The sequence below is a fragment of the Pseudomonas karstica genome, from assembly GCF_009707515.1.
Lineage (GTDB): Bacteria > Pseudomonadota > Gammaproteobacteria > Pseudomonadales > Pseudomonadaceae > Aquipseudomonas > Aquipseudomonas karstica.
Map to the genome: position 1 here is coordinate 171,800 of NZ_WLYI01000001.1, position 26,094 is coordinate 197,893.

The window sequence follows — 26,094 nt, forward strand, 5'->3', positions numbered from 1 at the left end:
CATGAGCCGCCTACTGATCCGCAACGCTCGCCTGGTGAACGAAGGCCAGGAATTCGACGCTGATGTGCTGGTCTCCAATGGCCGCATCGAGAAGATTGCCAGCAGCATCGACGGACAAAACCTTGCGCTGGAAATCGACGCTCAAGGCCAATGGCTGCTGCCGGGGATGATTGACGACCAAGTGCACTTTCGTGAACCCGGCGCGCCGGACAAGGGCAGTTTCTACAGTGAATCCCGCGCAGCCGTGGCCGGCGGCATCACCAGCTTCATGGACATGCCCAACACTCAGCCTGCAACTCTCACCCTGGATGCCCTGGCCGATAAAAAGCGCCGCGCCGCCCTGCATTCGGTGGCCAACTACGGCTTTCACTTTGGCGTCAGTAACGACAACCTCGACACCGTCGCCGCCCTTGATCCGCGAGAGGTGGCCGGGGTCAAGGTGTTCATGGGTGCCTCAACCGGCAATATGTTGGTGGATGATCCGCGAATCCTGGAGCGTCTGTTTGCCGTGGTCCCCACCCTCCTGCTAGCCCATTGCGAACACACGCCGAGCATCCAGGCTAACGAACAACGGTTGAGAAATCGCTTTGGCGATCATATTCCCGCCGTGGCACACCCGTTGATTCGCGACGCCGAAGCCTGTTATCGCTCTTCCTCCCTGGCCGTCGAACTGGCCCGCCGCCACGGCACGCGCCTGCACGTGCTGCACCTGACCAGCGCACGGGAACTGGCGCTGTTCGAAGACAAGCCCCTGACGGAAAAACATATCAGCGCCGAAGTCTGCCTTCATCATTTGCTGTTCGATGACCGCGACTATGCGCAGCTTGGCCACCAGATCAAATGCAACCCGGCGATCAAGACCCGAGCCGATCGCGATGCCCTGCGCCTGGCCCTGCTGGGCAATCGCCTGGATGTCATCGGCAGCGATCATGCTCCACATACCTGGGCACAAAAGCAGTTGCCCTACTGCGAGGCACCCTCAGGCTTGCCGCTGGTACAACACGCCCTGCCGGCATTGCTGGAGTTGGTGGCCGACGGCCTGCTGCCATTGACCACCCTGGTGGCAAAAACCAGCCACCGCGTCGCCGACCTGTTCGCCATTCCTGACCGCGGCTACCTGCGCGAAGGTTATTGGGCCGACCTGGTGCTGATCAAACCCGAGCCCCGCGGCAAGCCCGTCAACAGCCAGCCGATCCTCGCCCACTGCGGCTGGACACCCTTCGCCGGGCGCAGCTTGCGTCACAGTGTCAGCACCACCCTGGTCTCTGGCAACCTGGCCTGGCACGAGGGGCAGGTGGTCGACAGCTGCCAGGGGTTGCCCCTGCATTTTCAACGTTAAGTACGAGGCTTGACGGTACCGCAGTTGTCCCCCAGCCACTGTGCGTGAGTGTCCAGGCTGCCGTTTTGCTGAATCCCGGTGGCATTGAACGTGCCGTTGACGGTGGTAGTGAATTGCTTCTGGCTCTGGAATGTCGCCACGCCGGTACCCTGGGCTTTCGGGCAACTGAAACGGAATTTCCACTGGTTGCCGGTCTTGTCCGTCACTTCCTGTTTGCAGCCCGACTGCGGGTCTGTCAGCGGAATCGAGTCGGACGCTACTTGGGCCTGGGTCAGGCACACCTGAACCCCTTTGCCGGCCATGGTGATGCCTTGTTTTTCCAGCATCGCGCGTTGTTCCGGGGTCATCTGTTGCTTCAGTTGACCGAGAATCAACGACAGGTCTGGCAGCGCCTGGTTATCGACTTTCATATTGCTGGTCGTCAACTCCCACAGCCCCGGCGCCAACATCTGCGCGTGCGCCGCCACAGGCAGCGATAAACCAACAACCATGGCCAAACCAAGCAGGCGAGCATTCATCGGGTAACTCCTGGACAATTGTCGGCGTTAGACGCCGCAAAGAAGCCAGTGTTGCACAGCAAATAAAATAGCGACATTGGAGACCGAACATGGTCTGTTAGGCATTGAATTGTCGGGAGTATCGTCATCCATGGAGTTTTTTGGCCCGCACCTGCTCGGCTACCTGATTGCATTGCTGCACTCGCTCGGTACCCTCGCCGCCATCCACGCGGTACTGACCGTGCGGACCGCCCAAGGCTCGATTGCCTGGGCCCTGTCCCTGATATTCATTCCTTACCTGACGTTGATCCCCTACCTGATCTTCGGCCGCAGCACGTTCGATGCCTATATCCAGGCCCGACGCCAGGCCAATCAGGAGATGCACAAGGCCATCGCCGAGTTGAACTGGCGGCCCTGGGTCGAGGAAGCACTGAGCGCTCGCAACTCCCTCGCCTATGCGTCCCTGCGTGCCATGCCAAAACTGGGACGCATGCCGTGCCTGGCAAACAACCAGGTGCGGTTGCTGATCAATGGCGACGCGACCTTCGGTGCAATTTTCGAGACGATTCGTTCGGCGAGAACCGCTGTGCTGATCCAGTTTTTCATCATTCACGACGACGAACTCGGTCGCCAACTGCAAACCCTGCTCAAGGCAAAAGCCGCCGAAGGCGTAGCCATTTACGTCCTGTATGACCGCATTGGCAGCCACTCCCTCCCCCACAGCTATGTGCAGCCCTTGCGTGATGCCGGTGTGCAAGTCAAAGCCTTTGCCACCCGCAGTGGCTGGCTCAACCGCTTCCAGGTCAACTTCCGTAACCATCGCAAGATTGTGGTAGTGGACGGCGCTACGGGCTTTGTCGGCGGGCATAACATCGGCGATGAATACATGGGCAAGAAACCGCCCCTGGCACCCTGGCGCGATACTCATGTACAGGTCAGCGGCCCGGTGGTGGCGTGCCTGCAAGAGTCGTTTGCCGAAGACTGGTTCTGGGCCGCACGGGAACTGCCGCCGCTGCTCCTTCCGGATACCTACCCGGATGCCGGCGTGCTCTGCCAACTGCTGGCCAGCGGCCCGGCCGACCCTTATGAAACCTGTTCGTTATTTTTCGTCGAGGCGATTCATGCGGCCACTGAGCGAGTATGGATCACCAGTCCGTACTTTGTGCCGGATGAAGCGGTATTCGCCGCCCTCAGGCTCGCGGTCCTGCGCGGGGTAGATGTGCGCCTGCTGCTGCCGTCGCGGCCTGATCACCGCATCGTCTATGCCGCATCCAGCCTGTATGCCAGCGAAGCGGTGCGCGCCGGAGTACGCGTGTTCCGCTACACGCCCGGCTTCTTGCATCAGAAAGTGGTGTTGGTGGACAACGAAATCAGCGCCATTGGCAGTGCCAATCTGGATAACCGCTCATTCCGGCTCAATTTCGAAGTGATGTTGCTGACAGTGGATGAAGCATTTGCCAGCGAAGTGGAGAAGATGCTGATGGACGATTTCGACCTGGCCCATGAAATCAGCCAGGAAGAAAACCGCCAGACTCATCGCCTGCAACAACTGGGTATGCGTGTCGCACGGCTAATTTCACCGATTTTGTAGGCTCATGCCAAAACACATGCGGACCGCATGCAGCCTCGTGCCTCGGCAGCGGCTACAGCAAGCCCCACATTAGCCCTTCAGTGTTCCCACTTAGCGATAGAGGTCATCGCGCGTCCACGGCAATTCGTGGCTGCCATCGGCATGAGGTTTCACCGCCAGAATCTGATGCAGATTGATCCAGCCCCGGGCAAAGGCATACGCACAGCCCGCCAGGTACAGCCGCCAGATCCGCAACGCCTGCTCCGGCACCATCTTCGCCGCGGCTTCCAGGTTATCTTCCAGGCGCTCGCTCCAATGATCCAGGGTTCGAGCGTAATGAAGACGCAGGCTTTCCACATCGACCACTTCCAGCCCCACTTCGCTGATCTCCGTCGTCATCATCGACAGATGCGGCAGCTCGCCGTTGGGGAACACATAGCGCTCGATAAAATCCCCGGCGCCACGGCCCACCGGCCGGCCATCGGTGTGCTTGGCGGTAATGCCGTGGTTCATCACCAGGCCGCCCTCACGCACCGCGCCGAACAGAATCTGGCAGTACTGTGCCAGGTTGGCGTGGCCGACGTGTTCGAACATACCTACGCTGACGACTTTGTCGAAACGCCCGTCTTGCGGCAGGTCGCGGTAATCAAGCAGTTGCAGTTCCACCTGGCCTTCCAGCCCTTCGGCTTTCACCCGCTCTTGGGCCAGTTCCAACTGTTCCTTGCTCAGGGTGATACCAAACACTTTTACCCCGAACTCCCGCGCGGCATACCGCGACAGCCCGCCCCAACCACAGCCCACGTCCAGCAGATATTCTCCCGGCTGCAGTCGCAGCTTGCGGCACAAGTGACGGAATTTATCTTGTTGGGCTTGATCGAGGGATTCGCTGCCGGTCTCGAAATACCCACAGGAATAAGCCATGTCGCGGTCCAGCCAGAGCTGATAGAACGCGTTCGACAGGTCGTAATGGTAAGAAATAGCCGCTGCATCAGTGGCCTTGTCGTGGATCGAGCGTACCGGACGACTTTGCAAGTCGTCATCAATCAGGGCGTGACTCAACTCGTCACACACCCGGATCACTTCGGATATGGAGCCTTCCAACTCCAGCTTGCCCTCAACAAAGGCTTTGCCCAGGGAATCGAGCGTTGGATGGGTCAACTTCGTGACCATTGTGGGATCCTTGACCACAATAGTGACACTGGGCTCCGGGCCCAAATTGAATTCATGGCCGTCCCAGAGTCGCAGACGCAGCGGAAGCTGAAGATTCTGTAAGGCCGGTGGAAGTTGCGCGAGCATAAAAAGTCCCCCTTGTTTCAGACGTCTGAAGTGAGGGTAGACCATCCACAGAAAAAGTAGGAGGCTATCGAATTAATAGCTATTTTCTATGGTGCCCGACATTCAAGCAAACCCTCCTGGACCCACTGTTTCAGCCAGGTAACCGCTTGCAATGCCGCGCCCTCTTGATAAGTGACTGCCAACTCGGCGCACAGTTCTGAAAAATTCCAGCCCGTGCTCACCATTCCAGCCAAGGCCCAGGCCTCGACTGGCGCCAGGGTGCGGTATTGACCTATGTTCTGGTGGCGCCAGATCAGGCAAACCTGGGCTTCGGGCAAGGCTTCGCTGCCGGGAAAGTCCGCTTGCTCCTTGCTTGATCGCCAAATCGCCACGCTATTGAAGCAACAGAGTATTTGCTGCACCGAAGACGCCAGCTGCACTTGCAGCCCCGGCCAGGCCTCGGGAGGCAACTGCACCATGTACTGCAACGTCAACGGCTCGCCTTGTGGTGCATCAAAGGCCAGGGTAAATGCCCATTCAAGACGTACTAGCTCGGCCAACGGTACGCTTTGTTCGGCCACCAAATGTTCAAGGACAAACTCGCAAAACCGCTCGCCGAACCAGCGCAAACTGTAATGGGTAGAGGGATAACGACGAATATAAGCCGCGCCCAACTGCGCAAACTCATCGTCCCCGAGCCAGTACCAAACGGCGCCGAAGTCACCCTGTAGCACTTCCTGCAACCGGGCCTGATAAGCGTTGTGGTAAATAGCCAGGCCCGTCTCGACGTCCAGCGTCGGACCGCCGATCAGCGTGGCGCTGAAGCCGCTACTTACTGTCTCTGATAATACCTGTTGCTCAAAAGCCAGTTGCCAGTCCGTCAGGCGCATAAAGGCCTCTTGGCCAGGACCATCGCACCCAGCTCCCGGGCCTTGGCCAACTCGCAGAGTAACTCTTCAAAGGGTGGAAAGTGGCCATCGCGCTCCAGTAGCGTCGAGACCGGGCCCAGGTGTTCCAGGGTCTGTTGATACAACGCCCAGACCGGGTCGCACACCGGGTGATCATGGGTATCGATCACGTAGTCGCCATAGTCCATGTGCCCGGCCAAGTGCAACTGGCGGATACTTTCGGGGGGCAGGTTGCAGATAAAGGTCCAGGCATCGAACCCATGGTTGCGGGAACTGACGTAGACGTTATTGACGTCCAGCAACAGCTGGCAACCGCTGAGGTGTGTCAGGGCATTGAGAAATTCCCACTCGGTGAACTCATCTGCCTTGGATCGCACATAGCTGGAGACGTTTTCCAGTACCAGGGGGCGCTGCAACACATCCTGCACCTGCCGCACGCGATTGGCGACGTGGTACAGGCTTTCTTCGGTATAAGGCAGCGGCAACAGGTCATGCAACTGATGCGCGCTACCACGGCTCCAACACAGATGGTCGGAAACCCACGCCGGCTGGATCCGTTCGGCCAGTTGCTTGAGTTGCTTCAGGTAATCGCGGTCGAGGTCATGGGGCCCGCCAATGGACAGGGACACACCGTGCATCACCAACGGATAACGCTCGGCAATAGCGTCCAGGTAGTACAAGGCTTTGCCGCCTTGCACCAAGTAATTCTCGGAGACGATTTCAAACCAGTCCACGGCCGGCGACTGTTCGAGAATCTCTTGATAATAAACGCTGCGTAACCCGAGGCCGTAACCCAGGCTGGGAAGGGAACCAGACATCACACACTCCAAGGCAAAGTGTCCGCAGCGGCGGGGGGCCCGCTGCGGTGGCACTCGATTGCCGGTTACTCGCCGACTTTGCCGCCTGCTTTATCGCACGCCGACTGAGTCATCGCCTTGAAGCCGTGGCCCTTGCAAACAGCCTGGCCTTTGCAGGCATTTTCAGCGGTTTTGCAATCGTTCATACCTTTGCAGGAAGTCACGCCGTAGCAATGAACCTGGGCATCTGCAGCCTGCACCTGGGTGGCGACCCCGGCAAACATGCCAGCAGCAGCGATAGCAAAGGCAGCACCAGCAGCAGCGGATTTAATGCTCATTCTTGTATTCCTCATGATCGGTAATGGAGTCGGCCAAACGGAGTGTTCAGTCCCGACACAGCACTAGAGTGAGGGGCCCTGGTGCCGTTACATCGAGACTGAATAATTTCCGAAATTTATTCCGCAAGCTTCGACAGCGGCTCCTGGAACCGCAGTAAACGCCCGGCGTTACCCAGCACCAGCAAAGTACTGAGGTTGTGCAACACCGCTGCAATCATTGCCCCCGCCGCGCCCAGCCAACCGAAAGCCGCAAACACCACAATTGCCAACGTCCAACCCAGGCCGATGATCACATTGACCTGCAACGTATGCCGGCACTGCCGACTCAGCCGCACACAGGTACCCAGGCGTCGCAGATCGCTGCCGATCAGCACCACGTCCGCCGAGGCCAGGGCAATATCTGCCCCGCCCGCGCCCATGGCCACGCCCACCACGCCGGCCTTGAGGGCCAGGGAATCGTTGATCCCGTCGCCTACTACCATCGGCCGGAACCCGCTGCCGATTTCCCCCAGTACACGGTTGAGTTTGTCCTCCGGCAAAGCCTGGGCTTCGACATCACCGATGCCCACTTCCAGCGCCAGGCTGTCAGCCACGCTCTGGCGGTCGCCGGTGAGCAGCAATTGACGGCCCAGGCCCAGTTCCCGGAGCTCCTTCATGGCCTGGCGCGCCTCCGGCTTGATGCTGTCGGCGAGCAAGAGCCAGGCGAGGAATTGCCCATTGAGCGCCAACCCGGCAATCGGGCCGTCGTGCCTGGGCACAGGGGTGGTCGCAATGCTCAACTGCTCAAAGAGCTCCGGCCGACCGAGGGCCGCTTCGCCCTGTTCGGTCTGCGCCACCACACCCAAGCCCTGGCGTTCGCGAATATCCGAGAGCACCAACAGCTGTTCTTGGCTGGCGAGCTTCGCCAACGCACGGCTGACGGGGTGGCTGCTGGCCGAGCCCAGGCTGGCTGCCAGGTTCAATAACACTTGGCGGTCCGGCACAGCGGTTTCAATGGACTGCAAGCGCAGGGTGCCAAATGTCAGGGTGCCGGTCTTGTCGACCACCAGGGAAGTCAGGTCCGCCAGCTCTTCCAGGAACGCCGAGCTGCGAATCAGAATCCCGTGACGCGCCGCCACCGCAATCCCGGCAATTGCCGTGGCCGGTGCCGACAATACCAACGCACACGGGCACGCAGCCACCAGCACGGCCAGCATCGCCTGGGCATCATTGGTCACAAACCAGGTGACCGCCGCCAGCAACAACACCAACACCATGTAACTGCCGGCATACCGCTCCAACAACCGGGTGATCGGCGGCTTGGAACGCTCGGCGCTTTGCATCAGGGCGATGACTTTACCCAAGGTCGATTCGTTGCCGGTACGGGTCACTTCCAGACGCAGCAAGCCGTCCAGATTGATCGCGCCACCAAATACCTGCACGCCCACACTGGCCTCCAGCGGCACCGACTCACCGGTGATCGGCGCGGTGTCCAGGCTGGCCTGACCCGACAGCACCACGCCATCGGCGGGCACTCGGTCGCCGGCGCGTACTTCAACGATGTCACCGGTCTTCAGGGTGCCATTATCCACTTCGACAATCGTCCCGTCGGCCTGCACCAAGCGTGCGTGGCTGCGGGTCAGCTTGCCCAAGGCGTGAATGGCTTCTTGAGAACCGATGACACTGCGCTCTTCCAGCACATGACCAAAGATCATGATGATTGGCAACAAGGCAGCGGTCAGCAGGTCACCGGTAGCCCAGGCTCCCAGCATCGCCAGGGCGATCAACTGGTCGGTGATGCCATGCAGGCTCGGGTAGCGCAGGCTGTACCAGGCCGAACGCATCACCGGCACGGCCACCAGCAAGGAGGCGACGCCCAGCAACAGCTGGCTGACGCCGCTCTGATCAGGGCTCAGCCAGCGCCAGGCCAGGCCCAGGGCGAGCAGGCCGAGGGCCAACATCGCCAACGTCAATTGCCGAGCGGCACTGCGCTGCTCGGCCGACGTCAGCATGGGGGCTGCATGAGCGGTCATTGTTCGGCTCCCTGAATAATCAGGCGGGAATCATCTTTAGGGTCGACTGTGGTCACGGAACCGGCCTGACCGAGGATCTTCGGCAGGCGCTCGCGGTACAGGCGCAGTAAAAGGCCGGGGTCTTTGACCTGAGCCAGGCTGGCCACGGTGGCGGTTTGTGCCTGGGCATTGGCCAGGCGTTCGCGGGCGCCAGCGTGAGCCACTTGCACCAGTCGGTCGGCGTCCTGAGTGGCGCCCTGGGTCAGTTTCTCGGCGTCGGTGCGGGCGTTGGCCACAGCCTTGTCGGCTTGCTGGCTGGCAGTCAGTACCGCGTTGAAGGCATTCACCGCCGGGCTCGGCAAGCTCGATTGCACATCGACCCGGGTCACTTCGATACCCAGGCCCAGGCCTGTAGACGCCAGGTCTACCAGGCGCTGGTTGATGCCTTGCACCAGATCCCCGCGCAAGCGTTCACGGCGTTCGGCAGCCTGGTTGTCGGCGCCGATCAGTTCGGGACGCGCCACCAGAATAGTGTCCAGGTCCCGAGCGGCCGTCAGGGCCACGGCGCTACGGGTAACCAACCGATCCAGCGCCGGCAACACGTGAGTACCCTGCAACACAAAGGCGTAAGGCTCAGTGACCTTGTAGAACACCCGCACATCCAGTTGCACCACGCCGGCATCACCCGTCAGCAGGTAACCGGAACCGGCCAGGGCATCACTCAGGGGCGTGGCCAAACTGGCGACGCGGTCCGCCTGGATCGCAGCGTCGGAGCGCAGGAGAGTTTCCACACGGCGCTCAATTACCCGATCCGCCGCCGGCAACAACACCACTTGTTCAAAGGGACGCGGCCAAGCCAAGAGCAGCCCAGCATTCTGAATCCGATCCAATGCGCCGAAGTGCAAGACCACGGCACGGTTCTGCGGATCGATCTGCCGCACGTTGGAAAACGCCCAGGCCAGCGCGGCCAGCACGGTCACCGCATACAGTGCGAGGAAGGTCAGGCGCCCGGCCTGGATCCACGGGCTGTCGAGGCTGTCCGGGTCTTTGGACGACAGACTCATGGCTGTGGATCCTTGGGCCCGTCCACCAATGCACGGAACGGTGCGGCATCGGTGCGCAGGATGATTTTAGTGCCCGGCGTTACCACCGTGCCCAAGGTATCGAGGGAACGCAGCAAGTTATACAACTGCGGGTTGCTGGCGTAGGCACGGCCGTAGATTTGCGCCGCTTCCACACGGGATTGGGCTTCGATGTCTGCGGCTTTCACCGTGGCATCAGCCTGGACGATACGCGCGTCACGCTCGGCGGCGGAGCGGATCTGCGCCGCTTCGCGCTTGCCCACGGCGGTGCGTTCGGTGGCAATGGTTTCCCGCTCGGCACGCATGCGGTCGACGGTGGCCGCCAGGGTCACCGAAGGCAAGGTCAGCCGCTCGATACCCACCTGCACCACACGCACGCCATAGGTAGTGAGCAACTGTTGATCAATCTGTTGGCGCAACTGCGCTTCGAAATCGGCGATCCGCACCTGGCTGGCGTCAGTGTTCACCAGGTTGGCCAAATCGAAACTGCTGGCGGTGGTTTCAAGAGCCGAACCGACAAAGGTACGAATCTGCCGCGCCGCTTCGTCCGGCTGGTTCTGCACGGCGCGCATAAAACGTTTCACGTTGTCGGCATCACCCTGGACCTGCCAGGCCACATAGGCCTGGACGATGATCCGCAAACCATCCCGCGTGCCCACGTCCTGCAAACCGCTGGAAGTGGTGCGCAAGCGCAAATCCACCGGGATCGCCGCCTCGAACGGCGCCGGCCAGCGCCAGCCAAGGCCAGGCTCCAGCAGCACCCGCGCAGGGTTGCCGAACCGGGTGATCACCGTGGCCTCGCCGGAACGCACTTGCACCAGGCTGGCGGCGGCAACGGCGAACAGCACCAGCAACATCGCCCAGGCCATGCGCCGCCAAGGGAACGGGCCGGCGTCTTGTTCTTCCCCGTGATGGTGATGATGGTGGTGGCCGTGGTGGTGACCATGATCATGAGAATGAGCGCTCAACAGACAACTCCTTATTGAACGGCTTTACGCGGCACCGAAGGGTCGGCCGGCAAAGTAAAAGAACGCAGATCGATCGTCGGGACGCTGCTGCCACCCAGGCGATGATCAAGAATAAGCAACTTGGCGTGGCTCAGGCCCTGGCTCAGTTGGCCGAGGTACTGCTCCAGCACGAACGCTTGGCCGGCATGGGCGTAAGCCTTTTGCTCGGCGACAAAGCGCAGGTCCGCCGCCCGGGCACCCGCGTTGACCTCATGGGCCGTGGCCTGGGCCAAATCCTGGGCCGTGCTGGCTTGCAGCAACGCCTGATTGGTTTGTTCGCTGGCCACGCCGCGCTCACGGGAGATCAACGCCTGGGCACCAATTTGCGCCGCTTGCACGCCATGGTAGGCGTTGGCCGCGCCAGCGGGCGGGTGAATGGCTTCCACCACGGTGGCGAGGATTTCCACGCCGCTGTCGAGTCTCTGCAAATCGGCTTGTACCGTCCGGCCTATTGCATCGGCCAGGCCGGTGCGCTGCTCCCCAAGCAATTCATCAAGGGTACGCGAGGCAAAGTCATGCACGAGAATGCGGCTGGCGGTGCTGCGAATCAGCGTGGGGACATCGGCACTGTTGTAGGTGGCGGCAAGCGCGGCCTGATCAGTCAGGCCGATACGATAAACGAAGCGCACGTCCATGTTGACGATCTGGAAGCTCTGCTTGTCGCCGCTGCTGCTGGCGATCACCTGGGACTTGTCATTCACATGGCTGGCGTCCCACAGACGATTGGCGATCAGTGGTGCAGGGCCTTCGGCGGGCGCCAATTCTGTGGTGGCCGTCTCGCCGACGCTGGTGGCCAACTCGTGGACCACGCCATTTTCCACACTCAGCACCCGGCCCAACGGCCATGGCAACCCCACGTGCAGGCCCGGCCCGAAGACCTCCACTGGTTTGCCAAAGCGTTCATAAATCCCACGGCCTTGCAGGGCTACTTCATGCACGCCCGTCAGTAACCAACCCACCGCCAACACCACGACCAATATCGGCAAAAACGCCCGGCGCATATAGGTAAACGCCCAGATCTGTCGCAGGTCGATGCCGAAGCGGTTGTGCAATTCGTGTTGCAAGGCGAGCAGCGGCTGTGGCGGCCAGCGCAGCAGGTCGGCAATAAAGCTTTGCGCCATCAACCGAGGCTCCAGGCGCTCCTGGCGTGGGCTGAACAGAGACAGCGCCGCCCGCAGCAGAAACTCCAATGCCACCAACGCTGGCAGCAAACCGATCAACACCGCCAGGCGCAATGGCCAGACGGATTCTTCGCTGGCAAATAACAGGCAAATCGCACTGAGCGCCAGACAGATGATTGCCACCCGGCTCAACTGCGCCAGTTGCCCTGCTTCCGGCCATTGGGCAGTGCTTTCCTGGGCCAGGCGTCGTTCAAATACCAGCAAGCCGAAGGCCAGCAACAGCGCGACCGCAGCGCCAACACTGGCGGCCTGCCCCACCACAGCGGGTGGCAACGCCAGGTTCCAGAACTCTACGATGCTGAGCAGTGCCAGCAAGGACCCGCCGCACAACCACAGGACGGGCGCGCCTATCTGCGCCAACAGGCCACCCCAGCCGCTGCTGATGCGGCCGAGCAGGCGCTCATACCAACCGGAATCTTCCACGGCCTGCGGCGGCTCAATCAACGACGCCGTCGGGTCTTCCAATGCCTGGGCCCGCCAATCGGCCACCCACCAGGCCGATTGCAACCCGGCCACCAGCACCAGCAAGGAGGAGGCACAGTTGATGAGCACCACCGGCCAAATCGACAGCGGCGCGAACAACGTCACGAATAACGCCAGCACCCAGCCGCCGATGGCCATGACTGTCAGGCTGACACCCGCCTGGCGTAACCGCCGGGCATGAACTATCCCTTGTTGAAAGCGTGGCAGGCCGTCCACCAATGCGCCTTCAGCGTCTAGATCCACTCGCATGCACACACGCCCGTCCATACACAATTCGTTACCATATAACACAAGGCGTGAAATTTTTGTTCGATTGCATAAGGGGAGTGACAACCCCCCAGAAACACTAGCCATCACTAGTGTCCGCTGCGATTAATCGTCACACTCCAGAAAATGTTTTGCGATGCGCGAACAGCACGCGCCCATGTGGGTCCTGCATCCCACCCATCGTAAAGTCTTGGAGGGTCTGTCTTATGCCCGCTGATTTGGAATTACAGGTAGTCGCCAGTCTGCTACGCCGGGGTCGCTCCCTGGATCAGTTATCCACAGGGCTGACATTGCTCGGTGTGCTGTTTGGCCTTGCGCAGCTGCTGATGGCGACGATTACCCCCATCTGCCTGATTCTCAGCGGCTGGCTGATCGTCCTGGGCCTGCTGCAAAAATATTGGGCGCTGCGGGTGGCTTTCGACGCTGACCTGTTCACGCTGATGGCTCGTGACCTGGAACGCACCCCCGACCTCGACCAGGCGTTGCAGAACCTCGGCCTGCAATCGGCCAAACGCGCTGGCAGGCCGTGGGCCGAACGTCGTCGTGGCGCCCTCAAGCTATTGCGCAAGCAAGCGTACCTGTTGGTCGCACAAGTGCTGCTGACATTGGCCATCATCCTGGCCAGCCCCTGGCTACCCTTTGCTGGATAAGGATTGGGAACTCTCCAGGCTGTTCGGCATTACCCGCGTTATGTCTTAAAATAGCCGGTTGCCGAAAGAACCGTCATGGCCATAGCCATGACGGGCTTCCATCCGTTACAAATAAGTGTGGTTAAGATGAACAAGCCTTTCATTTCGCTGTGCCCTGAAATTACTCGGGCGCACGCGCTGACGCTGATGGATTGGTTGGAGGATGAGCGCGTCACCTGCTATCTGAGCGATTCGCGCCATGTCTCCCGCTCCATCGAGCAAGTCATCGATCGAACTCAATTGCCGATCCTGACCCATCTATTCAACCGGGGCGGCCGATTCTTCATGGCCTATGACCGACATGACGCCCCGGTGGGCTTTGTCCGTCTAATCAAGACCGGCTCAAATTGCGAGATAGTCCTGGTCATCGGAGACAGTGACAAATGGGGCCGAAACCTTGGCGCCCGCACGATCCGCGAAGGCATGAAACTGGCCTTCCTCGACATGCGGGCCAAGAAGCTCATCGCCAAGATCCACCCGGACAACACGCGCTCGCTGAAAGCCTTTCTGCGCAGCGGCTTTCTGCTTGAGAGCGAAACGCCGGCATTGAAGTCATTTTCCATGACGGCGGGGCGCTATCTCCAGTTCTTGCGCGAAGGTGCCGGTGGCGACTCCACTAGGATCTACATCACTGAAATCGACAAGGCCAGGCTCGAGAGTCTAATCGCGCTCGAGCAAGGCCCGGCCATTGTTGAACTCGAACATGAGCTTGAGCGAGCCATTGTCGTCAAGCCGCAGCAGGTGGCGTGCAATGTCGTCACGATGAACTCTAGGGCCTTGCTGCAGCTGGACGACGAAGAGATCGAAGTGGCCTTGGTCTACCCTGAAGACGCGGACAGCAACGCAGGGAAGCATTCCGTGTATTCCGACATCGGCGCCGCCATCCTGGGCTATCAGGAGGGGGACGCCATCGACTGGCGAATTTCTGATCGGACCCGCCGGATTGAGATCAGGAAAGTGCTTTACCAGCCGGAGGCTGCGGGCGATTTCCACCTATAATTGCGCCTTTTGCCCAGTGTTCGTCCATCAGGCGCGAGGATCCCCCAAGGACGGGGCCTCGCTTTCCGTGCCTGAACGGCGCGTTGGATGGTCAAGGGTAGGAGCGGAGCCAGTTGCGAAAGGCAGGAGGCGGTAGGACAGACCTAGCCGGCTCCCGCGACAGTTTTATTCTCTAAAACCATGCCCTTCTAATTACCGCCAGGTGTTACTCCACGGTCACCGACTTGGCCAGGTTACGCGGCTGGTCAACGTCGGTACCCTTGAGCACCGCCACGTAGTACGACAATAGCTGCAACGGGATGGTGTAGAGGATCGGCGACAGGGTGTCGTGGATATGCGGCATGTTGATGACGTGAGTGCCTTCACCATTGGTCATGCCGGCCTTCTCATCGGCAAACACAATCAGTTGGCCGCCACGGGCGCGCACTTCCTGCAGGTTGGACTTGAGCTTCTCCAGCAGTTCGTTGTTCGGTGCCACAGTGACCACGGGCATGTCGTCGTCGACCAGGGCCAACGGGCCATGCTTCAGTTCACCGGCCGGGTAGGCTTCGGCGTGAATATAGGAAATTTCCTTGAGTTTCAGGGCACCTTCCATCGCCACCGGGTACTGCGCGCCACGGCCGAGGAACAAGGTGTGGTTCTTGTCGGCGAACAGCTCGGCGACTTTCTCCACGGTGCCATCCATCGCCAGGGCTTCGCCCAGGCGGGTCGGCAGGCGGCGTAGCTCTTCTACAAGAGTGGCTTCAACACCATCGGCCAGGGTCCCGCGTACTTGGCCCAGGGAAAGGGTCAGCAGCAACAGGCCGACGAGTTGAGTCGTGAAGGCTTTGGTAGAAGCCACGCCGATTTCACGACCGGCCTGGGTCAGCAGCGTCAGGTCCGACTCACGCACCAGGGAACTGATGCTGACGTTGCAAATCGCCAGGCTGGCGAGGTAGCCCAATTCTTTGGCATTACGCAGGGCAGCCAGGGTATCGGCGGTTTCGCCGGACTGGGAGATGGTTACAAACAAGGTGTCCGGTTGAACCACTACTTTGCGGTAGCGGAATTCGCTGGCCACTTCCACCTGGCACGGGATACCGGCCAGTTCTTCCAGCCAGTAACGGGCAACCATACCGGCGTGGTAACTGGTGCCGCAGGCAACGATTTGTACATTGCGTACCTTGGCAAACAGCTCGGCGGCTTGCGGGCCAAAGGCATTGACCAGCACTTGGTTCTGGCTCAATCGACCTTCCAGGGTGCGTTGCACCACGGACGGCTGCTCATGGATTTCCTTGAGCATGAAATGGCGGAACTCGCCCTTCTCGGCGGCTTCGGCACCGTCACGGTACTGCACCGCTTCACGTTCAACGGACAAGCCGTTAACGTCCCAGATCTGCACGCTTTCACGACGGATTTCAGCAATATCGCCTTCCTCCAGGTACATGAAGCGGTCGGTGACCTGACGCAGGGCCAATTGGTCGGAAGCAAGGAAGTTCTCACCCAGGCCGAGACCGATCACCAACGGGCTGCCACTGCGGGCGGCAACCAGCCGGTCCGGCTGGCTCGCGCTGATCACGGCCAGGCCATAGGCCCCGTGCAGTTCCTTGACGGTGGCCTTGAGGGCAGTGGTCAGGTCGCTGTGGTCCTTGAGCTTATGGTCCAGCAGGTGAGCGATGACTTCGGTGTCGGTGTCCGAGGTAAATACATAGCCGAGGCCTTTGAGCTGTTCGCGCAGCACTTCGTGGTTTTCAATGATGCCGTTGTGCACCACAGCCAAGTCACCGGAGAAGTGCGGGTGGGCATTGCGTTCACACGGGGCACCGTGAGTCGCCCAGCGAGTGTGAGCAATACCCAGGCGGCCTGCCAGAGGCTCGCCGGCCAAAGCCTGCTCCAGTTCGCTGACCTTGCCCGGGCGGCGCATGCGCTCAAGCTTGCCAGAATGGGTAAAGAGCGCCACACCAGCGCTGTCATAGCCACGGTATTCAAGGCGCTTGAGGCCTTCGAGCAAAATGGCAGTGACGTTGCGTTCAGCGACTGCGCCTACAATTCCACACATGGTTTCTCTCCTAGATGACTGCCGCGCAAATCAGCGTGATGCCGCGGGCTTGAATCTGGTCGCGGGCCTCAAGCGGCAGGCGATCATCGGTAATAAGGGTATGGACGTTGCCCCAAGGCAGCTCCAGGTTGGGGATCTTGCGGCCGATCTTGTCGGATTCGACCATCACCACCACTTCGCGGGCGACCTCGGCCATCACGCGGCTCAGGCCCAGTAATTCGTTGAAGGTGGTGGTACCGCGCTGCAGATCAATGCCGTCGGCGCCGATAAACAGTTGATCAAAGTCGTAGGAGCGCAGCACTTGCTCGGCGACCTGGCCCTGGAACGAGTCCGAATGCGGGTCCCAGGTACCGCCTGTCATCAACAACACCGGCTCGTGTTCCAGTTCGCTCAAGGCGCGGGCCACGTGCAGGGAATTGGTCATCACCACCAGGCCGGGCTGAGGCCCCAGCTCGGGGATCATCGCGGCGGTGGTGCTGCCGCTGTCGATAATGATCCGCGCATGCTCACGCAGGCGCTTGACGGCCGCGCGGGCAATGGCGCGCTTGTAGACCGAAATGGGCTGGGCGGGGTCGCCCACCAGTTCCTGGGGCATAGTGATAGCACCGCCATAGCGGCGCAGTAGCAAGCCGTTGCTCTCGAGAGCGGCCAGGTCTTTGCGGATGGTCACTTCCGATGTCTCGAAACGCTTGGCCAATTCGTCCACGCTGACTTCACCCTGCTCGTTGAGCAAGGTGAGGATGTTGTGGCGGCGCTGGGGAGTATTTCGTTTCGACATGGTAGTGATAAGTTTCGTTTCGAAAGATAACGAAGGCAATCAAAACCTATTGACGGGAAATCGTCAAGAGTGGGCTATAAAAAACTCTAGGAGCGAGGGGCCGCCTCGCTCCTACAAGGTATTGCGGGTTGTGGATAACTCAGGTCTTTTTGATTTTGACCGGGCGTTTCCAACCGTCGATGTTGCGTTGGCGGGCGCGAGCTACGGCCAGTTGCGACTTATCCACATCCTGGTTGATGGTTGAACCTGCTGCAGTGTTTGAACCATCACCGATCGTCACAGGGGCAATCAACGAGTTGTTCGAGCCGATGAACACGTCTTCGCCAATGGTCGTCTGGTACTTGTTTGCGCCATCGTAGTTGCAGGTGATCGCGCCGGCGCCGATATTGCTGCGAGCGCCGATCACCGCATCACCCAAGTAGGCAAGATGGCCAGCCTTGGCATCGTCGCCCATCTGCGCGTTTTTCAGTTCGACGAAATTACCGACATGAGCCCTGGCTCCCAACACGCTACCAGGACGCAACCGCGCGAATGGGCCGGCATCGCTGCCCTCGCCCATCACCGCACCATCGATATGGCTGTTGGCCTTGATCACAACACCTTGGCGCAGGGTACTGTCCTTGATCACGCAGTTCGGGCCGATCACCACATTGTCTTCAATGACCACCCGGCCTTCGAGGATTACGTTGATGTCGATCAGCACGTCGCGGCCCACGGTGATGTCGCCCCGCACGTCAAAGCGTGCGGGGTCGCGCAAGGTCACACCCAGCGCCATGAGACGGCGGGCTTCGCGCTGCTGGTAGTGACGCTCCAGTTCCGCCAGTTGCTTGCGGTCATTGGCGCCCTGCACTTCCATCGGGTCGTGAGGCTGTTCGGTGGCGACCACCAAGCCATCACTGACGGCCATTTCGATGACATCGGTCAGGTAGTACTCGCCCTGAGCATTGTTGTTGGACAAGCGGCTCATCCAATCAGCCAATCGGTCAGCCGGCACCGCAAGGATTCCGGTGTTGCCTTCGGTGATGGCACGCTGGGCTTCGCTGGCATCTTTATGCTCGACGATAGCGGCAACCTTGCCGTCAGCGTTGCGTACGATACGGCCGTAACCGGTGGGGTCTTCCAGTTCTACGGTCAGCAGGCCCATTTGCCCAGGCACTACGTGCTTGAGCAGGCGCTGCAGGGTTTCCACTTCGATCAGGGGCACGTCGCCGTAGAGGATAAGTACGGTGTCGGCAGTGATGAACGGCACGGCTTGGGCGGTGGCATGGCCAGTGCCCAGTTGCTTGTCCTGCAATACGAAATTCAAGTCGTCCGCTGCCAGGCGCTCACGTACCACATCGGCACCATGGCCAATCACCACGTGAATACGCTGTGGGTCCAGTTGCCGGGCGCTGTGGATAACATGGCCGAGCATGGAGTTTCCAGCAACCGGGTGCAACACCTTGGGTAGGGCCGAACGCATGCGGGTACCCTGGCCTGCGGCAAGAATTACGATTTCGAGAGACATGAATGGCTACCAATCCTGGGCGGTCAGACTTAAGACCAAAGAAGTATTTTGCAAAAAAGAAAAAGGGTAGCCGAGGCTACCCTTTTTAATCAATCACACATGAAGCGTAACGGCTTAACCGCCAAACTTCTTGCGGATCTGCTGGACGGTACGCAGCTGAGCTGCGGCCTCGGCCAGACGTGCAGCAGCAGAACCGTAGTCGAAATCTGCGCCTTTTTCATTCAGGGCCTTCTCGGCAGCCTTGACGGCTTCCTGAGCGGAGGCTTCATCCAGGTCGGCAGCACGTTGCACAGTGTCGGCAAGTACCTTGACCATGTTCGGCTGAACCTCGAGGAAACCACCAGAGATGTAAAACACCTCGGCTTCTCCACCCTGCTTGATCAAGCGGATCGGACCCGGCTTCAAGCTGGTGATCAACGGTGCGTGGCCCATGGCAATACCCAGGTCACCCAACTCGCCGTGTGCAATCACCATTTCTACCAGACCGGAGAAGATTTCCCCTTCCGCGCTGACGATATCGCAATGGACTGTCATAGCCATCTGATTGCCTCAACCTGATGAGCGCCCGTTGCCGGGCGCCGGGATTACAGTTTCTTGGCTTTCTCGATCGCTTCTTCGATGCCGCCGACCATGTAGAACGCTTGTTCTGGCAGGTGGTCGTAGTCACCGTTGAGGATGCCTTTGAAGCCAGCAATGGTGTCTTTCAGGGAAACGTATTTACCCGAAGCACCGGTGAAGACTTCAGCCACGAAGAACGGCTGCGACAAGAAACGCTGGATCTTACGAGCGCGGGATACCAACTGCTTGTCGGTTTCCGACAGCTCGTCCATACCCAGGATCGCAATGATGTCCTTCAGTTCTTTGTAACGCTGCAGCACGTACTGAACGCCGCGAGCGGTGTCGTAGTGCTCCTGGCCGATCACGTTCGGGTCCAGCTGGCGCGAAGTCGAGTCCAGTGGATCGACCGCTGGGTAGATACCCAGGGAGGCGATGTCACGGGACAGTACAACAGTGGCGTCCAAGTGGGCGAAGGTGGTCGCTGGCGACGGGTCGGTCAAGTCATCCGCAGGTACGTATACCGCTTGGATCGAGGTGATCGAACCTTCCTTGGTGGAAGTGATACGTTCTTGCAGAACGCCCATCTCTTCAGCCAGGGTCGGCTGGTAACCTACTGCAGAAGGCATACGGCCCAGCAGTGCGGATACTTCAGTACCGGCCAGGGTGTAACGGTAGATGTTGTCGACGAACAGCAGAACGTCGTTACCTTCGTCACGGAACTTCTCGGCCATGGTCAGGCCAGTCAGTGCCACGCGCAGACGGTTACCCGGCGGCTCGTTCATCTGACCGTAAACCAGTGCCACTTTGTCCAGAACGTTGGAATCCTTCATCTCGTGGTAGAAGTCGTTACCCTCACGAGTACGCTCACCCACACCGGCGAACACGGAATAACCGCTGTGCTCGATGGCGATGTTACGGATCAATTCCATCATGTTTACGGTTTTGCCTACACCGGCACCACCGAACAGACCGACTTTACCGCCCTTGGCGAACGGGCAAACCAGGTCGATAACCTTGATGCCGGTTTCCAGCAGGTCGTTACCGCCTGCCTGCTCTGCGAACGACGGCGCAGGACGGTGAATGCCCCAACGCTCTTCGGTGTCGATCGGGCCAGCTTCGTCAATCGGGTTGCCCAGTACGTCCATGATCCGGCCCAGGGTCGCTTTACCGACCGGTACGGAAATGGCAGCACCTGTGTCGACAACGCCCAGACCGCGCTTCAAGCCTTCGGTGGACCCCATCGCAATGGTACGAACCACGCCGTCGCCCAGCTGCTGCTGAACTTCAAGAGTGGTGCCGGCATCGCTTTGGACTTTCAAAGCGTTGTAGATGCTCGGTACGCTGTCGCGTGGAAATTCCACGTCGATAACGGCGCCGATGATTTGAACGATACGTCCGCTACTCATAGCTGGATCCTCTGAATATTTGAACCGTTAAACCGCGGCAGCGCCGCCGACGATTTCCGAGATCTCTTGGGTGATCGCAGCCTGACGCGCCTTGTTGTAGATCAGTTGCAAATCACTGATCAAATCACCGGCGTTGTCGGTAGCGTTTTTCATCGCGATCATCCGCGCCGCTTGTTCAGCTGCGTTGTTCTCGACCACCGCCTGGTACACCTGCGACTCCACGTAGCGCACCATCAAGCCGTCAAGCAGCTCTTTGGCGTCTGGTTCGTAGAGGTAGTCCCAGTGGTGCTTGAGTTCCTGATCCGGGGTCGCCACCAATGGAATCAACTGCTCCACGGTAGGCTGCTGGGTCATGGTGTTGATGAACTTGTTGGATACCACGGACAGGCGGTCAATCCGGCCTTCCAGGTACGCATCCAGCATCACCTTGACGCTGCCGATCAAATCATTGATCGACGGCTCTTCACCCAGGTGGCTGATAGCTGCAACGACGTTACCGCCGAAGTTGCGGAAAAAGGCCGCACCCTTGCTACCAACGACACACAGATCGATCTCGACGCCGTTTTCGCGGTTTACCGCCATGTCCTTGACCAGGGCCTTGAACAGGTTGGTATTCAAACCACCGCACAAACCACGGTCACTGCTCACGACGACATAACCAACGCGCTTAACTTCGCGGTCGATCATGAACGGGTGGCGGTATTCCGGGTTGGCGTTGGCCAAATGCCCAATTACCTGGCGGATACGCTCCGCATAAGGACGGCTAGCAGCCATGCGCATTTGTGCCCTGCGCATTTTGCTGACCGCCACTTTTTCCATGGCGCTGGTAATCTTTTGCGTGCTTTTGATGCTCGCAATCTTACTGCGAATCTCTTTTGCGCCTGCCATGTAACACCTATCAGGTTAGCAAGCGGAAGCCTTGCGGCTCCCGCTGCGGCTTACCAGGTTTGGGTGGCCTTGAACTTCTCGATACCGGCTTTCATGCCAGCGTCGATTTCGTCATTGAAGTCACCCTTCACGTTGATCTTGGCCATCAAATCGGCATGATCTCGGTTGAAGTAAGCAATCAGCGCTTGTTCAAAGCTGCCGACCTTGGCGATTTCGACGTCAGTCAGGAACCCACGCTCAGCGGCATACAGCGACAACGCCATGTCAGCGATCGACATTGGGGCGTATTGCTTCTGCTTCATCAGCTCGGTAACGCGCTGACCATGCTCAAGTTGCTTACGGGTCGCTTCGTCCAGGTCAGAAGCGAACTGGGCGAATGCCGCCAGTTCACGGTACTGAGCCAGAGCGGTACGGATACCACCGGAGAGCTTCTTGATGATCTTGGTCTGAGCGGCACCACCCACACGGGATACCGAAACACCGGCGTTCACAGCAGGACGGATCCCGGAGTTGAACATGGCCGATTCCAGGAAGATCTGACCGTCAGTGATGGAAATCACGTTGGTCGGAACGAACGCGGAAACGTCGCCAGCCTGGGTTTCGATGATCGGCAGTGCGGTCAGGGAACCAGTTTTGCCGGTCACTGCGCCATTGGTGAACTTCTCTACGTACTCTTCCGAAACGCGGGATGCGCGCTCCAACAGACGGGAGTGGAGATAGAACACGTCGCCTGGGTAGGCTTCACGGCCTGGTGGACGGCGCAGCAGCAGGGAAATCTGGCGGTAAGCCACTGCTTGCTTGGACAGATCGTCATAAACGATCAGTGCGTCTTCACCGCGGTCGCGGAAGAATTCACCCATGGTGCAACCGGAGTACGGTGCCAGGAACTGCAGCGCAGGAGATTCCGAAGCACTGGCAGCCACGATGATCGTGTTGGCCAGGGCGCCGTTTTCTTCCAGCTTGCGAACCACGTTGGCGATGGTCGATTGCTTCTGACCAATGGCTACGTAGACGCAGAAAATGCCGCTGTCTTTCTGGTTGATGATCGCGTCGATTGCCAGAGCGGTTTTACCGATCTGACGGTCACCGATGATCAGCTCACGCTGGCCACGGCCGACAGGAATCATGGCATCGACAGCCTTGTAGCCAGTCTGTACAGGCTGGTCTACAGACTTACGCCAGATCACGCCTGGAGCAACTTTCTCGACCGCATCGGTCTCGGTGTTGTTCAGCGGACCTTTGCCGTCAACTGGGTTACCCAGTGCGTCGACAACGCGACCCAGCAATTCCTTACCAACCGGAACTTCCAGGATGCGGCCTGTGCACTTGGCGCTCATGCCTTCGGCCAGAGACTGGTAAGCGCCCAATACAACGGCACCTACGGAGTCTTGCTCCAGGTTGAGGGCCATACCGAAGACGCCGCCCGGAAACTCGATCATCTCGCCGTACATGACGTCGGCCAGACCGTGAATCCGCACGATGCCGTCAGATACGCTGACGACAGTGCCTTCGTTACGGGCTTGGGAGGTCACATCGAGCTTGTCGATGCGGCCCTTGATAATTTCACTTATTTCGGAAGGATTGAGTTGCTGCATTGCTCTGCTGCCCCTTCAAACTCAAGATTTCAATGCTTCGGCAAGGCTCGCGAGTTTGCCACGAACCGAGCCATCGATAACCAGGTCGCCGGCGCGAATGATGACACCACCAATCAGGGTGGCATCCTCCGCAACTTGCAGGCGCACTTCCCGGTCGAGTCGTGCACTGAGAACCTTGGCGAGTTTGTCTTGCTGTTCTTGGTTCAATGCAAAAGCACTGGTGACTTCAACATCTACCGATTTCTCTTGTTCGGCCTTGTACAGGTCAAACAGAGCGGCAATCTCCGGCAAAAGCGGGAGACGGTCGTTTTCGGCAACGACGTGGATGAAGTTCTGCACTTTCACATCAAACTTGTCACCGCACACGTCAATAAACGTGGCGGCCTTGTCTGCGCTCGTCAGGCGCGGGGCCTTGAGCACGCTCTGCATGGTGTCATCTTGCGACACTGCTGCAGCCAGGCCGAGCATGGCTGACCAAGAGGCCAGTTGCTGGTGGGCCTGGGCGTGCTCGAAGGCTGCCTTAGCGTAAGGTCGGGCCAACGTGGTCAATTCTGCCATGATCGCCCTCGCTTAAATTTCAGCAGCCAGTTTGTTAACCAGCTCCGCGTGCGCGTTTTGATCGATTGTGGCACCGAGGATCTTCTCAGCACCGCCGACCGCCAGAGCACCCAGTTGGGCACGCAGCGCGTCTTTGACGCCGTTCAGTTCCTGTTCGATCTCGGCAATCGCCTGTGCCTTCACACGTTCAGCTTCGACGCGGGCTTTATCAACAGCCTCTTCGACGATCTGGTTACCGCGTTTCTTGGCTTGCTCAATGATTTCAGCTGCCTGTGCTTTCGCATCGCGCAGTTGATGGCCCGCTTTTTCTTGGGCCAGCTCCAGGTCGCGAGCTGCACGGCTGGCAGCGTCCAATCCATCTGCGATCTTCTTCTGACGTTCGTGCAAAGCCGCGATGACCGGAGGCCACACGAACTTCATGCAAAACAGTACAAAAATGAAGAACGCAACGGACTGGCCAATCAGGGTTGCATTAATGTTCACGCCAACACCTCGCTCGTTCGTTGTCCATCACACCAATCAACTCGAAAATTCGAGTGATTAGCCAGCGAGTTGACCAACGAAGGGGTTCGCGAAGGTGAAGAACAGAGCGATACCAACGCCGATCATAGTCACGGCGTCGAGCAGGCCGGCGACGATGAACATTTTAACTTGCAGCATTGGAACCATTTCTGGCTGGCGCGCTGCGCCTTCCAGGAACTTGCCGCCCAACAGGCCGAAACCAATGGCAGTACCCAGGGCGCCCAGGCCGATCAACAGTGCAACAGCGATAGCGGTTAGACCAACTACAGTTTCCATCTTTCCTCCCGACTTTTACGTCGTATGGTTTAGGTTTTTTAGATTTTAAAGCGGTAAAACAAATCGTTTCATAGCCCTTTCAGGCCACCTTCCCGTTTCACCGGGAAGGACATCAGACTAGTCGAGACTGGTCTTAATGGTTCTCTTCGTGCGCCATCGACAGGTAGACGATGGTCAGCATCATGAAGATGAAGGCCTGCAGGGTGATGATCAGGATGTGGAACACAGCCCACGCCCACTGCAGAACAATGCCCAGGCCGCTAAGCCAGAGCAGACCGCTGCCGAACATCACAGCGATCAGGATAAACACCAACTCGCCGGCATACATGTTGCCGAACAGTCGCAGCGCCAGGGAAATAGGCTTGGCGATCAGGGTGACGAATTCCAGCAGGAAGTTCACCGGGATCAGCAGCGCTTGCAGGAAAATGTTCTTGCTGCCAAACGGGTGCAGGGTCAGTTCGCCGATGAAACCGCCAATGCCCTTGACCTTGATGCTGTAGAAAATGATCAACGCGAACACCGACAGGGCCATGCCCAGGGTGGCGTTAGGGTCTGTGGTCGAAACCGCACGGAATGGAATGTGTGCATCGCCGCTGATCAGGATGGCCAACTGAGGAATCCAGTCGACCGGGATCAGGTCGATGGCGTTCATCAGGAACACCCAGACGAAGATGGTCAGTGCCAGCGGTGCAATCACCGGGCTACGGCCATGGAAGCTGTCTCTCACGCTGCCATCGACGAATTCGACCAATACTTCAACGAAGTTCTGCAAAGCACCTGGTTGCCCGGAAGTCGCCTTCTTTGCCGCCATGCGGAAAATCAGGACGAAGATCAGGCCTAGTGCGACCGACCAGCCAAGAGTATCGACGTGGAAAGCCCAGAAGCCCATCTCTTTGGCTTCTGCTGCGGTGTGAGCAAATCCCCAGCCGCCGTCAGGTAGCTGCCCGAAGGTCAGGTTCTGCAAGTGGTGCTGGATATAGCCCGAAGCGGTTGTCTCTGCCATGGTTGCCTCAAACGCCCTAAGGTCTCGAAAGTCTTGTTTTCATCAGCAGGGGAGCGAACCAGCTGACCAGTTGGGTCAGCACGAAGACGCCGAATACAGCTAGCGGCGCCAATGGCTTCACACCTGCAAAGGTCAGTGCGAACAGCACTGCCGTCAAAATCAGTTTCCCCGCCTCGCCGGCATAAAAAGACCGGACGATAGCCTGGGCTGCTCGGGCGCCGGAAAACCGAAAGGCCCTGTGAGCAAAATACATATTGGGCAGCAAGGCTATCAGGCCTCCGCAGAGTCCTGAATATCCGGCTACGACTCCATGCCAGTACCAAAGCGCCAATGCGGCAATTAGCAGGATGACAAACTGAGCCAATAAAACCGGAAAAACAGCCAGGCGATGGAACGGCAACGTGTTTGGCGTGCGGGTTTCCATCACTCTTGCTCCTCAATGGTCGGCTGCCGGAAATCAATAACTTGGCATAATTTGTGCCGACAAAATGCGCGCAGAGTATAGGGGCGGTTCAGCCCCTATTCAACTGCCAGGTAGTGAT

At 59.1% G+C, this 26,094-nt stretch carries 25 protein-coding genes; 4 read left to right on the forward strand and 21 right to left on the reverse strand.

What is annotated here, in order from left to right:
• Position 1 precedes the first annotated feature (1 nt).
• A complete protein-coding gene (locus GIR22_RS00765) occupies positions 2-1,339 on the forward strand; it encodes a dihydroorotase (protein ID WP_154741442.1) in 1,338 nt (445 codons plus the stop codon).
• On the opposite strand, the gene GIR22_RS00770 is transcribed toward GIR22_RS00765, so the two are convergent.
• Positions 1,336-1,857 carry a DUF3617 domain-containing protein gene (locus tag GIR22_RS00770; protein ID WP_154741443.1) on the reverse strand — a complete coding sequence of 174 codons (522 nt, stop codon included), beginning with the start codon at positions 1,855-1,857 and terminating at the stop codon, positions 1,336-1,338. The two genes, GIR22_RS00765 and GIR22_RS00770, sit on opposite strands and share 4 nt — an antisense overlap.
• A gap of 130 nt (positions 1,858-1,987) precedes the next feature.
• Between GIR22_RS00770 and cls the strand changes: the two genes are divergently transcribed.
• The gene (gene cls / locus GIR22_RS00775; protein ID WP_154741444.1) at positions 1,988-3,427 is read left to right on the forward strand and encodes a cardiolipin synthase; all 1,440 of its coding nucleotides are present in this window, start codon (positions 1,988-1,990) and stop codon (positions 3,425-3,427) included.
• Positions 3,428-3,517: 90 nt separating this feature from the next.
• On the opposite strand, the gene cfaB is transcribed toward cls, so the two are convergent.
• From cfaB to hflK (GIR22_RS00815), 8 genes are all read right to left on the reverse strand, one after another.
• Positions 3,518-4,702 (reverse strand): C17 cyclopropane fatty acid synthase CfaB, encoded by a 1,185-nt coding sequence (gene cfaB / locus GIR22_RS00780; RefSeq protein ID WP_154741445.1) that lies wholly within the window; start codon positions 4,700-4,702, stop codon positions 3,518-3,520.
• A gap of 86 nt (positions 4,703-4,788) precedes the next feature.
• Positions 4,789-5,571 (reverse strand): HvfC/BufC N-terminal domain-containing protein, encoded by a 783-nt coding sequence (locus tag GIR22_RS00785; protein ID WP_154741446.1) that lies wholly within the window; start codon positions 5,569-5,571, stop codon positions 4,789-4,791.
• Entirely contained in the window at positions 5,562-6,407 is an 846-nt protein-coding gene (gene bufB, locus GIR22_RS00790; RefSeq protein WP_154741447.1) for an MNIO family bufferin maturase, read from the reverse strand. The genes GIR22_RS00785 and bufB overlap by 10 nt, the downstream gene beginning before the upstream one ends.
• A 65-nt stretch (positions 6,408-6,472) precedes the next feature.
• Positions 6,473-6,724, reverse strand: a complete 252-nt coding sequence (gene bufA2 / locus GIR22_RS00795) for a BufA2 family periplasmic bufferin-type metallophore (RefSeq protein ID WP_154741448.1) — start codon at positions 6,722-6,724, stop codon at positions 6,473-6,475.
• A 116-nt stretch (positions 6,725-6,840) separates the two neighbouring features.
• Entirely contained in the window at positions 6,841-8,736 is a 1,896-nt protein-coding gene (locus GIR22_RS00800) for a cation-translocating P-type ATPase (protein WP_154741449.1), read from the reverse strand.
• Positions 8,733-9,779, reverse strand: a complete 1,047-nt coding sequence (gene hflK / locus GIR22_RS00805) for a protease modulator HflK (protein ID WP_154741450.1) — start codon at positions 9,777-9,779, stop codon at positions 8,733-8,735. The genes GIR22_RS00800 and hflK (GIR22_RS00805) overlap by 4 nt, the downstream gene beginning before the upstream one ends.
• Positions 9,776-10,765, reverse strand: a complete 990-nt coding sequence (hflC, locus tag GIR22_RS00810; RefSeq protein ID WP_178122012.1) for a protease modulator HflC — start codon at positions 10,763-10,765, stop codon at positions 9,776-9,778. The genes hflK (GIR22_RS00805) and hflC overlap by 4 nt, the downstream gene beginning before the upstream one ends.
• 11 nt (positions 10,766-10,776) lie before the next feature.
• A complete protein-coding gene (gene hflK / locus GIR22_RS00815; RefSeq protein WP_154741452.1) occupies positions 10,777-12,717 on the reverse strand; it encodes a protease modulator HflK in 1,941 nt (646 codons plus the stop codon).
• 224 nt (positions 12,718-12,941) lie between these two features.
• Here hflK (GIR22_RS00815) and GIR22_RS00820 point away from each other — a divergent pair, with 224 nt between their 5' ends.
• Together GIR22_RS00820 and GIR22_RS00825 are read left to right on the forward strand one after the other, a co-directional pair.
• Positions 12,942-13,385 carry a hypothetical protein gene (locus GIR22_RS00820; protein WP_154741453.1) on the forward strand — a complete coding sequence of 148 codons (444 nt, stop codon included), beginning with the start codon at positions 12,942-12,944 and terminating at the stop codon, positions 13,383-13,385.
• A gap of 75 nt (positions 13,386-13,460) precedes the next feature.
• A complete protein-coding gene (locus tag GIR22_RS00825) occupies positions 13,461-14,423 on the forward strand; it encodes a bifunctional GNAT family N-acetyltransferase/nucleoside diphosphate kinase regulator (protein WP_178122013.1) in 963 nt (320 codons plus the stop codon).
• 205 nt (positions 14,424-14,628) lie between these two features.
• On the opposite strand, the gene glmS is transcribed toward GIR22_RS00825, so the two are convergent.
• The 12 genes from glmS to GIR22_RS00885 form a co-directional block, all read right to left on the reverse strand.
• Positions 14,629-16,461: a glutamine--fructose-6-phosphate transaminase (isomerizing) gene (glmS, locus tag GIR22_RS00830; RefSeq protein ID WP_154741454.1), complete on the reverse strand. Its 1,833-nt coding sequence runs from the start codon at positions 16,459-16,461 to the stop codon at positions 14,629-14,631.
• Between the two features lie 10 nt (positions 16,462-16,471).
• Positions 16,472-17,239, reverse strand: coding sequence for a DeoR/GlpR family DNA-binding transcription regulator (locus GIR22_RS00835; RefSeq protein WP_154741455.1), 768 nt, complete (start codon positions 17,237-17,239; stop codon positions 16,472-16,474).
• Between the two features lie 139 nt (positions 17,240-17,378).
• Positions 17,379-18,746: a bifunctional UDP-N-acetylglucosamine diphosphorylase/glucosamine-1-phosphate N-acetyltransferase GlmU gene (glmU, locus tag GIR22_RS00840; RefSeq protein ID WP_154741456.1), complete on the reverse strand. Its 1,368-nt coding sequence runs from the start codon at positions 18,744-18,746 to the stop codon at positions 17,379-17,381.
• A 114-nt stretch (positions 18,747-18,860) separates the two neighbouring features.
• Complete coding sequence (locus tag GIR22_RS00845) at positions 18,861-19,286, reverse strand: F0F1 ATP synthase subunit epsilon (RefSeq protein ID WP_154741457.1); 426 nt, start codon at positions 19,284-19,286, stop codon at positions 18,861-18,863.
• Positions 19,287-19,330: 44 nt separating this feature from the next.
• Positions 19,331-20,710 carry a F0F1 ATP synthase subunit beta gene (gene atpD, locus GIR22_RS00850; RefSeq protein ID WP_154741458.1) on the reverse strand — a complete coding sequence of 460 codons (1,380 nt, stop codon included), beginning with the start codon at positions 20,708-20,710 and terminating at the stop codon, positions 19,331-19,333.
• Positions 20,711-20,737: 27 nt separating this feature from the next.
• Positions 20,738-21,598 (reverse strand): F0F1 ATP synthase subunit gamma, encoded by an 861-nt coding sequence (atpG, locus tag GIR22_RS00855; protein WP_154741459.1) that lies wholly within the window; start codon positions 21,596-21,598, stop codon positions 20,738-20,740.
• A gap of 50 nt (positions 21,599-21,648) precedes the next feature.
• On the reverse strand, positions 21,649-23,193 hold the full coding sequence (gene atpA, locus GIR22_RS00860; protein ID WP_084378365.1) for a F0F1 ATP synthase subunit alpha: 1,545 nt from the start codon (positions 23,191-23,193) through the stop codon (positions 21,649-21,651).
• Positions 23,194-23,214: 21 nt separating this feature from the next.
• Entirely contained in the window at positions 23,215-23,751 is a 537-nt protein-coding gene (locus GIR22_RS00865; RefSeq protein ID WP_154741460.1) for a F0F1 ATP synthase subunit delta, read from the reverse strand.
• 12 nt (positions 23,752-23,763) lie between these two features.
• Positions 23,764-24,234, reverse strand: a complete 471-nt coding sequence (locus GIR22_RS00870; protein WP_178122014.1) for a F0F1 ATP synthase subunit B — start codon at positions 24,232-24,234, stop codon at positions 23,764-23,766.
• Positions 24,235-24,291: 57 nt separating this feature from the next.
• On the reverse strand, positions 24,292-24,549 hold the full coding sequence (gene atpE, locus GIR22_RS00875; RefSeq protein ID WP_002555987.1) for a F0F1 ATP synthase subunit C: 258 nt from the start codon (positions 24,547-24,549) through the stop codon (positions 24,292-24,294).
• A gap of 133 nt (positions 24,550-24,682) precedes the next feature.
• On the reverse strand, positions 24,683-25,552 hold the full coding sequence (gene atpB, locus GIR22_RS00880) for a F0F1 ATP synthase subunit A (protein ID WP_154741461.1): 870 nt from the start codon (positions 25,550-25,552) through the stop codon (positions 24,683-24,685).
• Between the two features lie 16 nt (positions 25,553-25,568).
• Complete coding sequence (locus tag GIR22_RS00885) at positions 25,569-25,976, reverse strand: F0F1 ATP synthase subunit I (protein WP_071485335.1); 408 nt, start codon at positions 25,974-25,976, stop codon at positions 25,569-25,571.
• Positions 25,977-26,094: the final 118 nt, after the last annotated feature.

Bases quoted from the DNA above. Each gene is read 5' to 3' on its own strand.
- bufA2 (WP_154741448.1), bottom strand. From the start codon at position 6,724: ATGAGCATTAAATCCGCTGCTGCTGGTGCTGCCTTTGCTATCGCTGCT.
- hflK (WP_154741452.1), bottom strand. From the start codon at position 12,717: ATGCGAGTGGATCTAGACGCTGAAGGCGCATTGGTGGACGGCCTGCCA.
- bufB (WP_154741447.1), bottom strand. From the start codon at position 6,407: ATGTCTGGTTCCCTTCCCAGCCTGGGTTACGGCCTCGGGTTACGCAGC.
- atpB (WP_154741461.1), bottom strand. From the start codon at position 25,552: ATGGCAGAGACAACCGCTTCGGGCTATATCCAGCACCACTTGCAGAAC.
- GIR22_RS00865 (WP_154741460.1), bottom strand. From the start codon at position 23,751: ATGGCAGAATTGACCACGTTGGCCCGACCTTACGCTAAGGCAGCCTTC.
- GIR22_RS00770 (WP_154741443.1), bottom strand. From the start codon at position 1,857: ATGAATGCTCGCCTGCTTGGTTTGGCCATGGTTGTTGGTTTATCGCTG.
- GIR22_RS00785 (WP_154741446.1), bottom strand. From the start codon at position 5,571: ATGCGCCTGACGGACTGGCAACTGGCTTTTGAGCAACAGGTATTATCA.
- atpD (WP_154741458.1), bottom strand. From the start codon at position 20,710: ATGAGTAGCGGACGTATCGTTCAAATCATCGGCGCCGTTATCGACGTG.
- GIR22_RS00845 (WP_154741457.1), bottom strand. From the start codon at position 19,286: ATGGCTATGACAGTCCATTGCGATATCGTCAGCGCGGAAGGGGAAATC.
- GIR22_RS00835 (WP_154741455.1), bottom strand. From the start codon at position 17,239: ATGTCGAAACGAAATACTCCCCAGCGCCGCCACAACATCCTCACCTTG.
- atpA (WP_084378365.1), bottom strand. From the start codon at position 23,193: ATGCAGCAACTCAATCCTTCCGAAATAAGTGAAATTATCAAGGGCCGC.
- hflK (WP_154741450.1), bottom strand. From the start codon at position 9,779: ATGAGTCTGTCGTCCAAAGACCCGGACAGCCTCGACAGCCCGTGGATC.
- atpG (WP_154741459.1), bottom strand. From the start codon at position 21,598: ATGGCAGGCGCAAAAGAGATTCGCAGTAAGATTGCGAGCATCAAAAGC.
- glmU (WP_154741456.1), bottom strand. From the start codon at position 18,746: ATGTCTCTCGAAATCGTAATTCTTGCCGCAGGCCAGGGTACCCGCATG.
- GIR22_RS00825 (WP_178122013.1), top strand. From the start codon at position 13,461: ATGGCCATAGCCATGACGGGCTTCCATCCGTTACAAATAAGTGTGGTT.
- glmS (WP_154741454.1), bottom strand. From the start codon at position 16,461: ATGTGTGGAATTGTAGGCGCAGTCGCTGAACGCAACGTCACTGCCATT.
- cfaB (WP_154741445.1), bottom strand. From the start codon at position 4,702: ATGCTCGCGCAACTTCCACCGGCCTTACAGAATCTTCAGCTTCCGCTG.
- cls (WP_154741444.1), top strand. From the start codon at position 1,988: ATGGAGTTTTTTGGCCCGCACCTGCTCGGCTACCTGATTGCATTGCTG.
- atpE (WP_002555987.1), bottom strand. From the start codon at position 24,549: ATGGAAACTGTAGTTGGTCTAACCGCTATCGCTGTTGCACTGTTGATC.
- GIR22_RS00765 (WP_154741442.1), top strand. From the start codon at position 2: ATGAGCCGCCTACTGATCCGCAACGCTCGCCTGGTGAACGAAGGCCAG.
- GIR22_RS00820 (WP_154741453.1), top strand. From the start codon at position 12,942: ATGCCCGCTGATTTGGAATTACAGGTAGTCGCCAGTCTGCTACGCCGG.
- GIR22_RS00885 (WP_071485335.1), bottom strand. From the start codon at position 25,976: ATGGAAACCCGCACGCCAAACACGTTGCCGTTCCATCGCCTGGCTGTT.
- GIR22_RS00800 (WP_154741449.1), bottom strand. From the start codon at position 8,736: ATGACCGCTCATGCAGCCCCCATGCTGACGTCGGCCGAGCAGCGCAGT.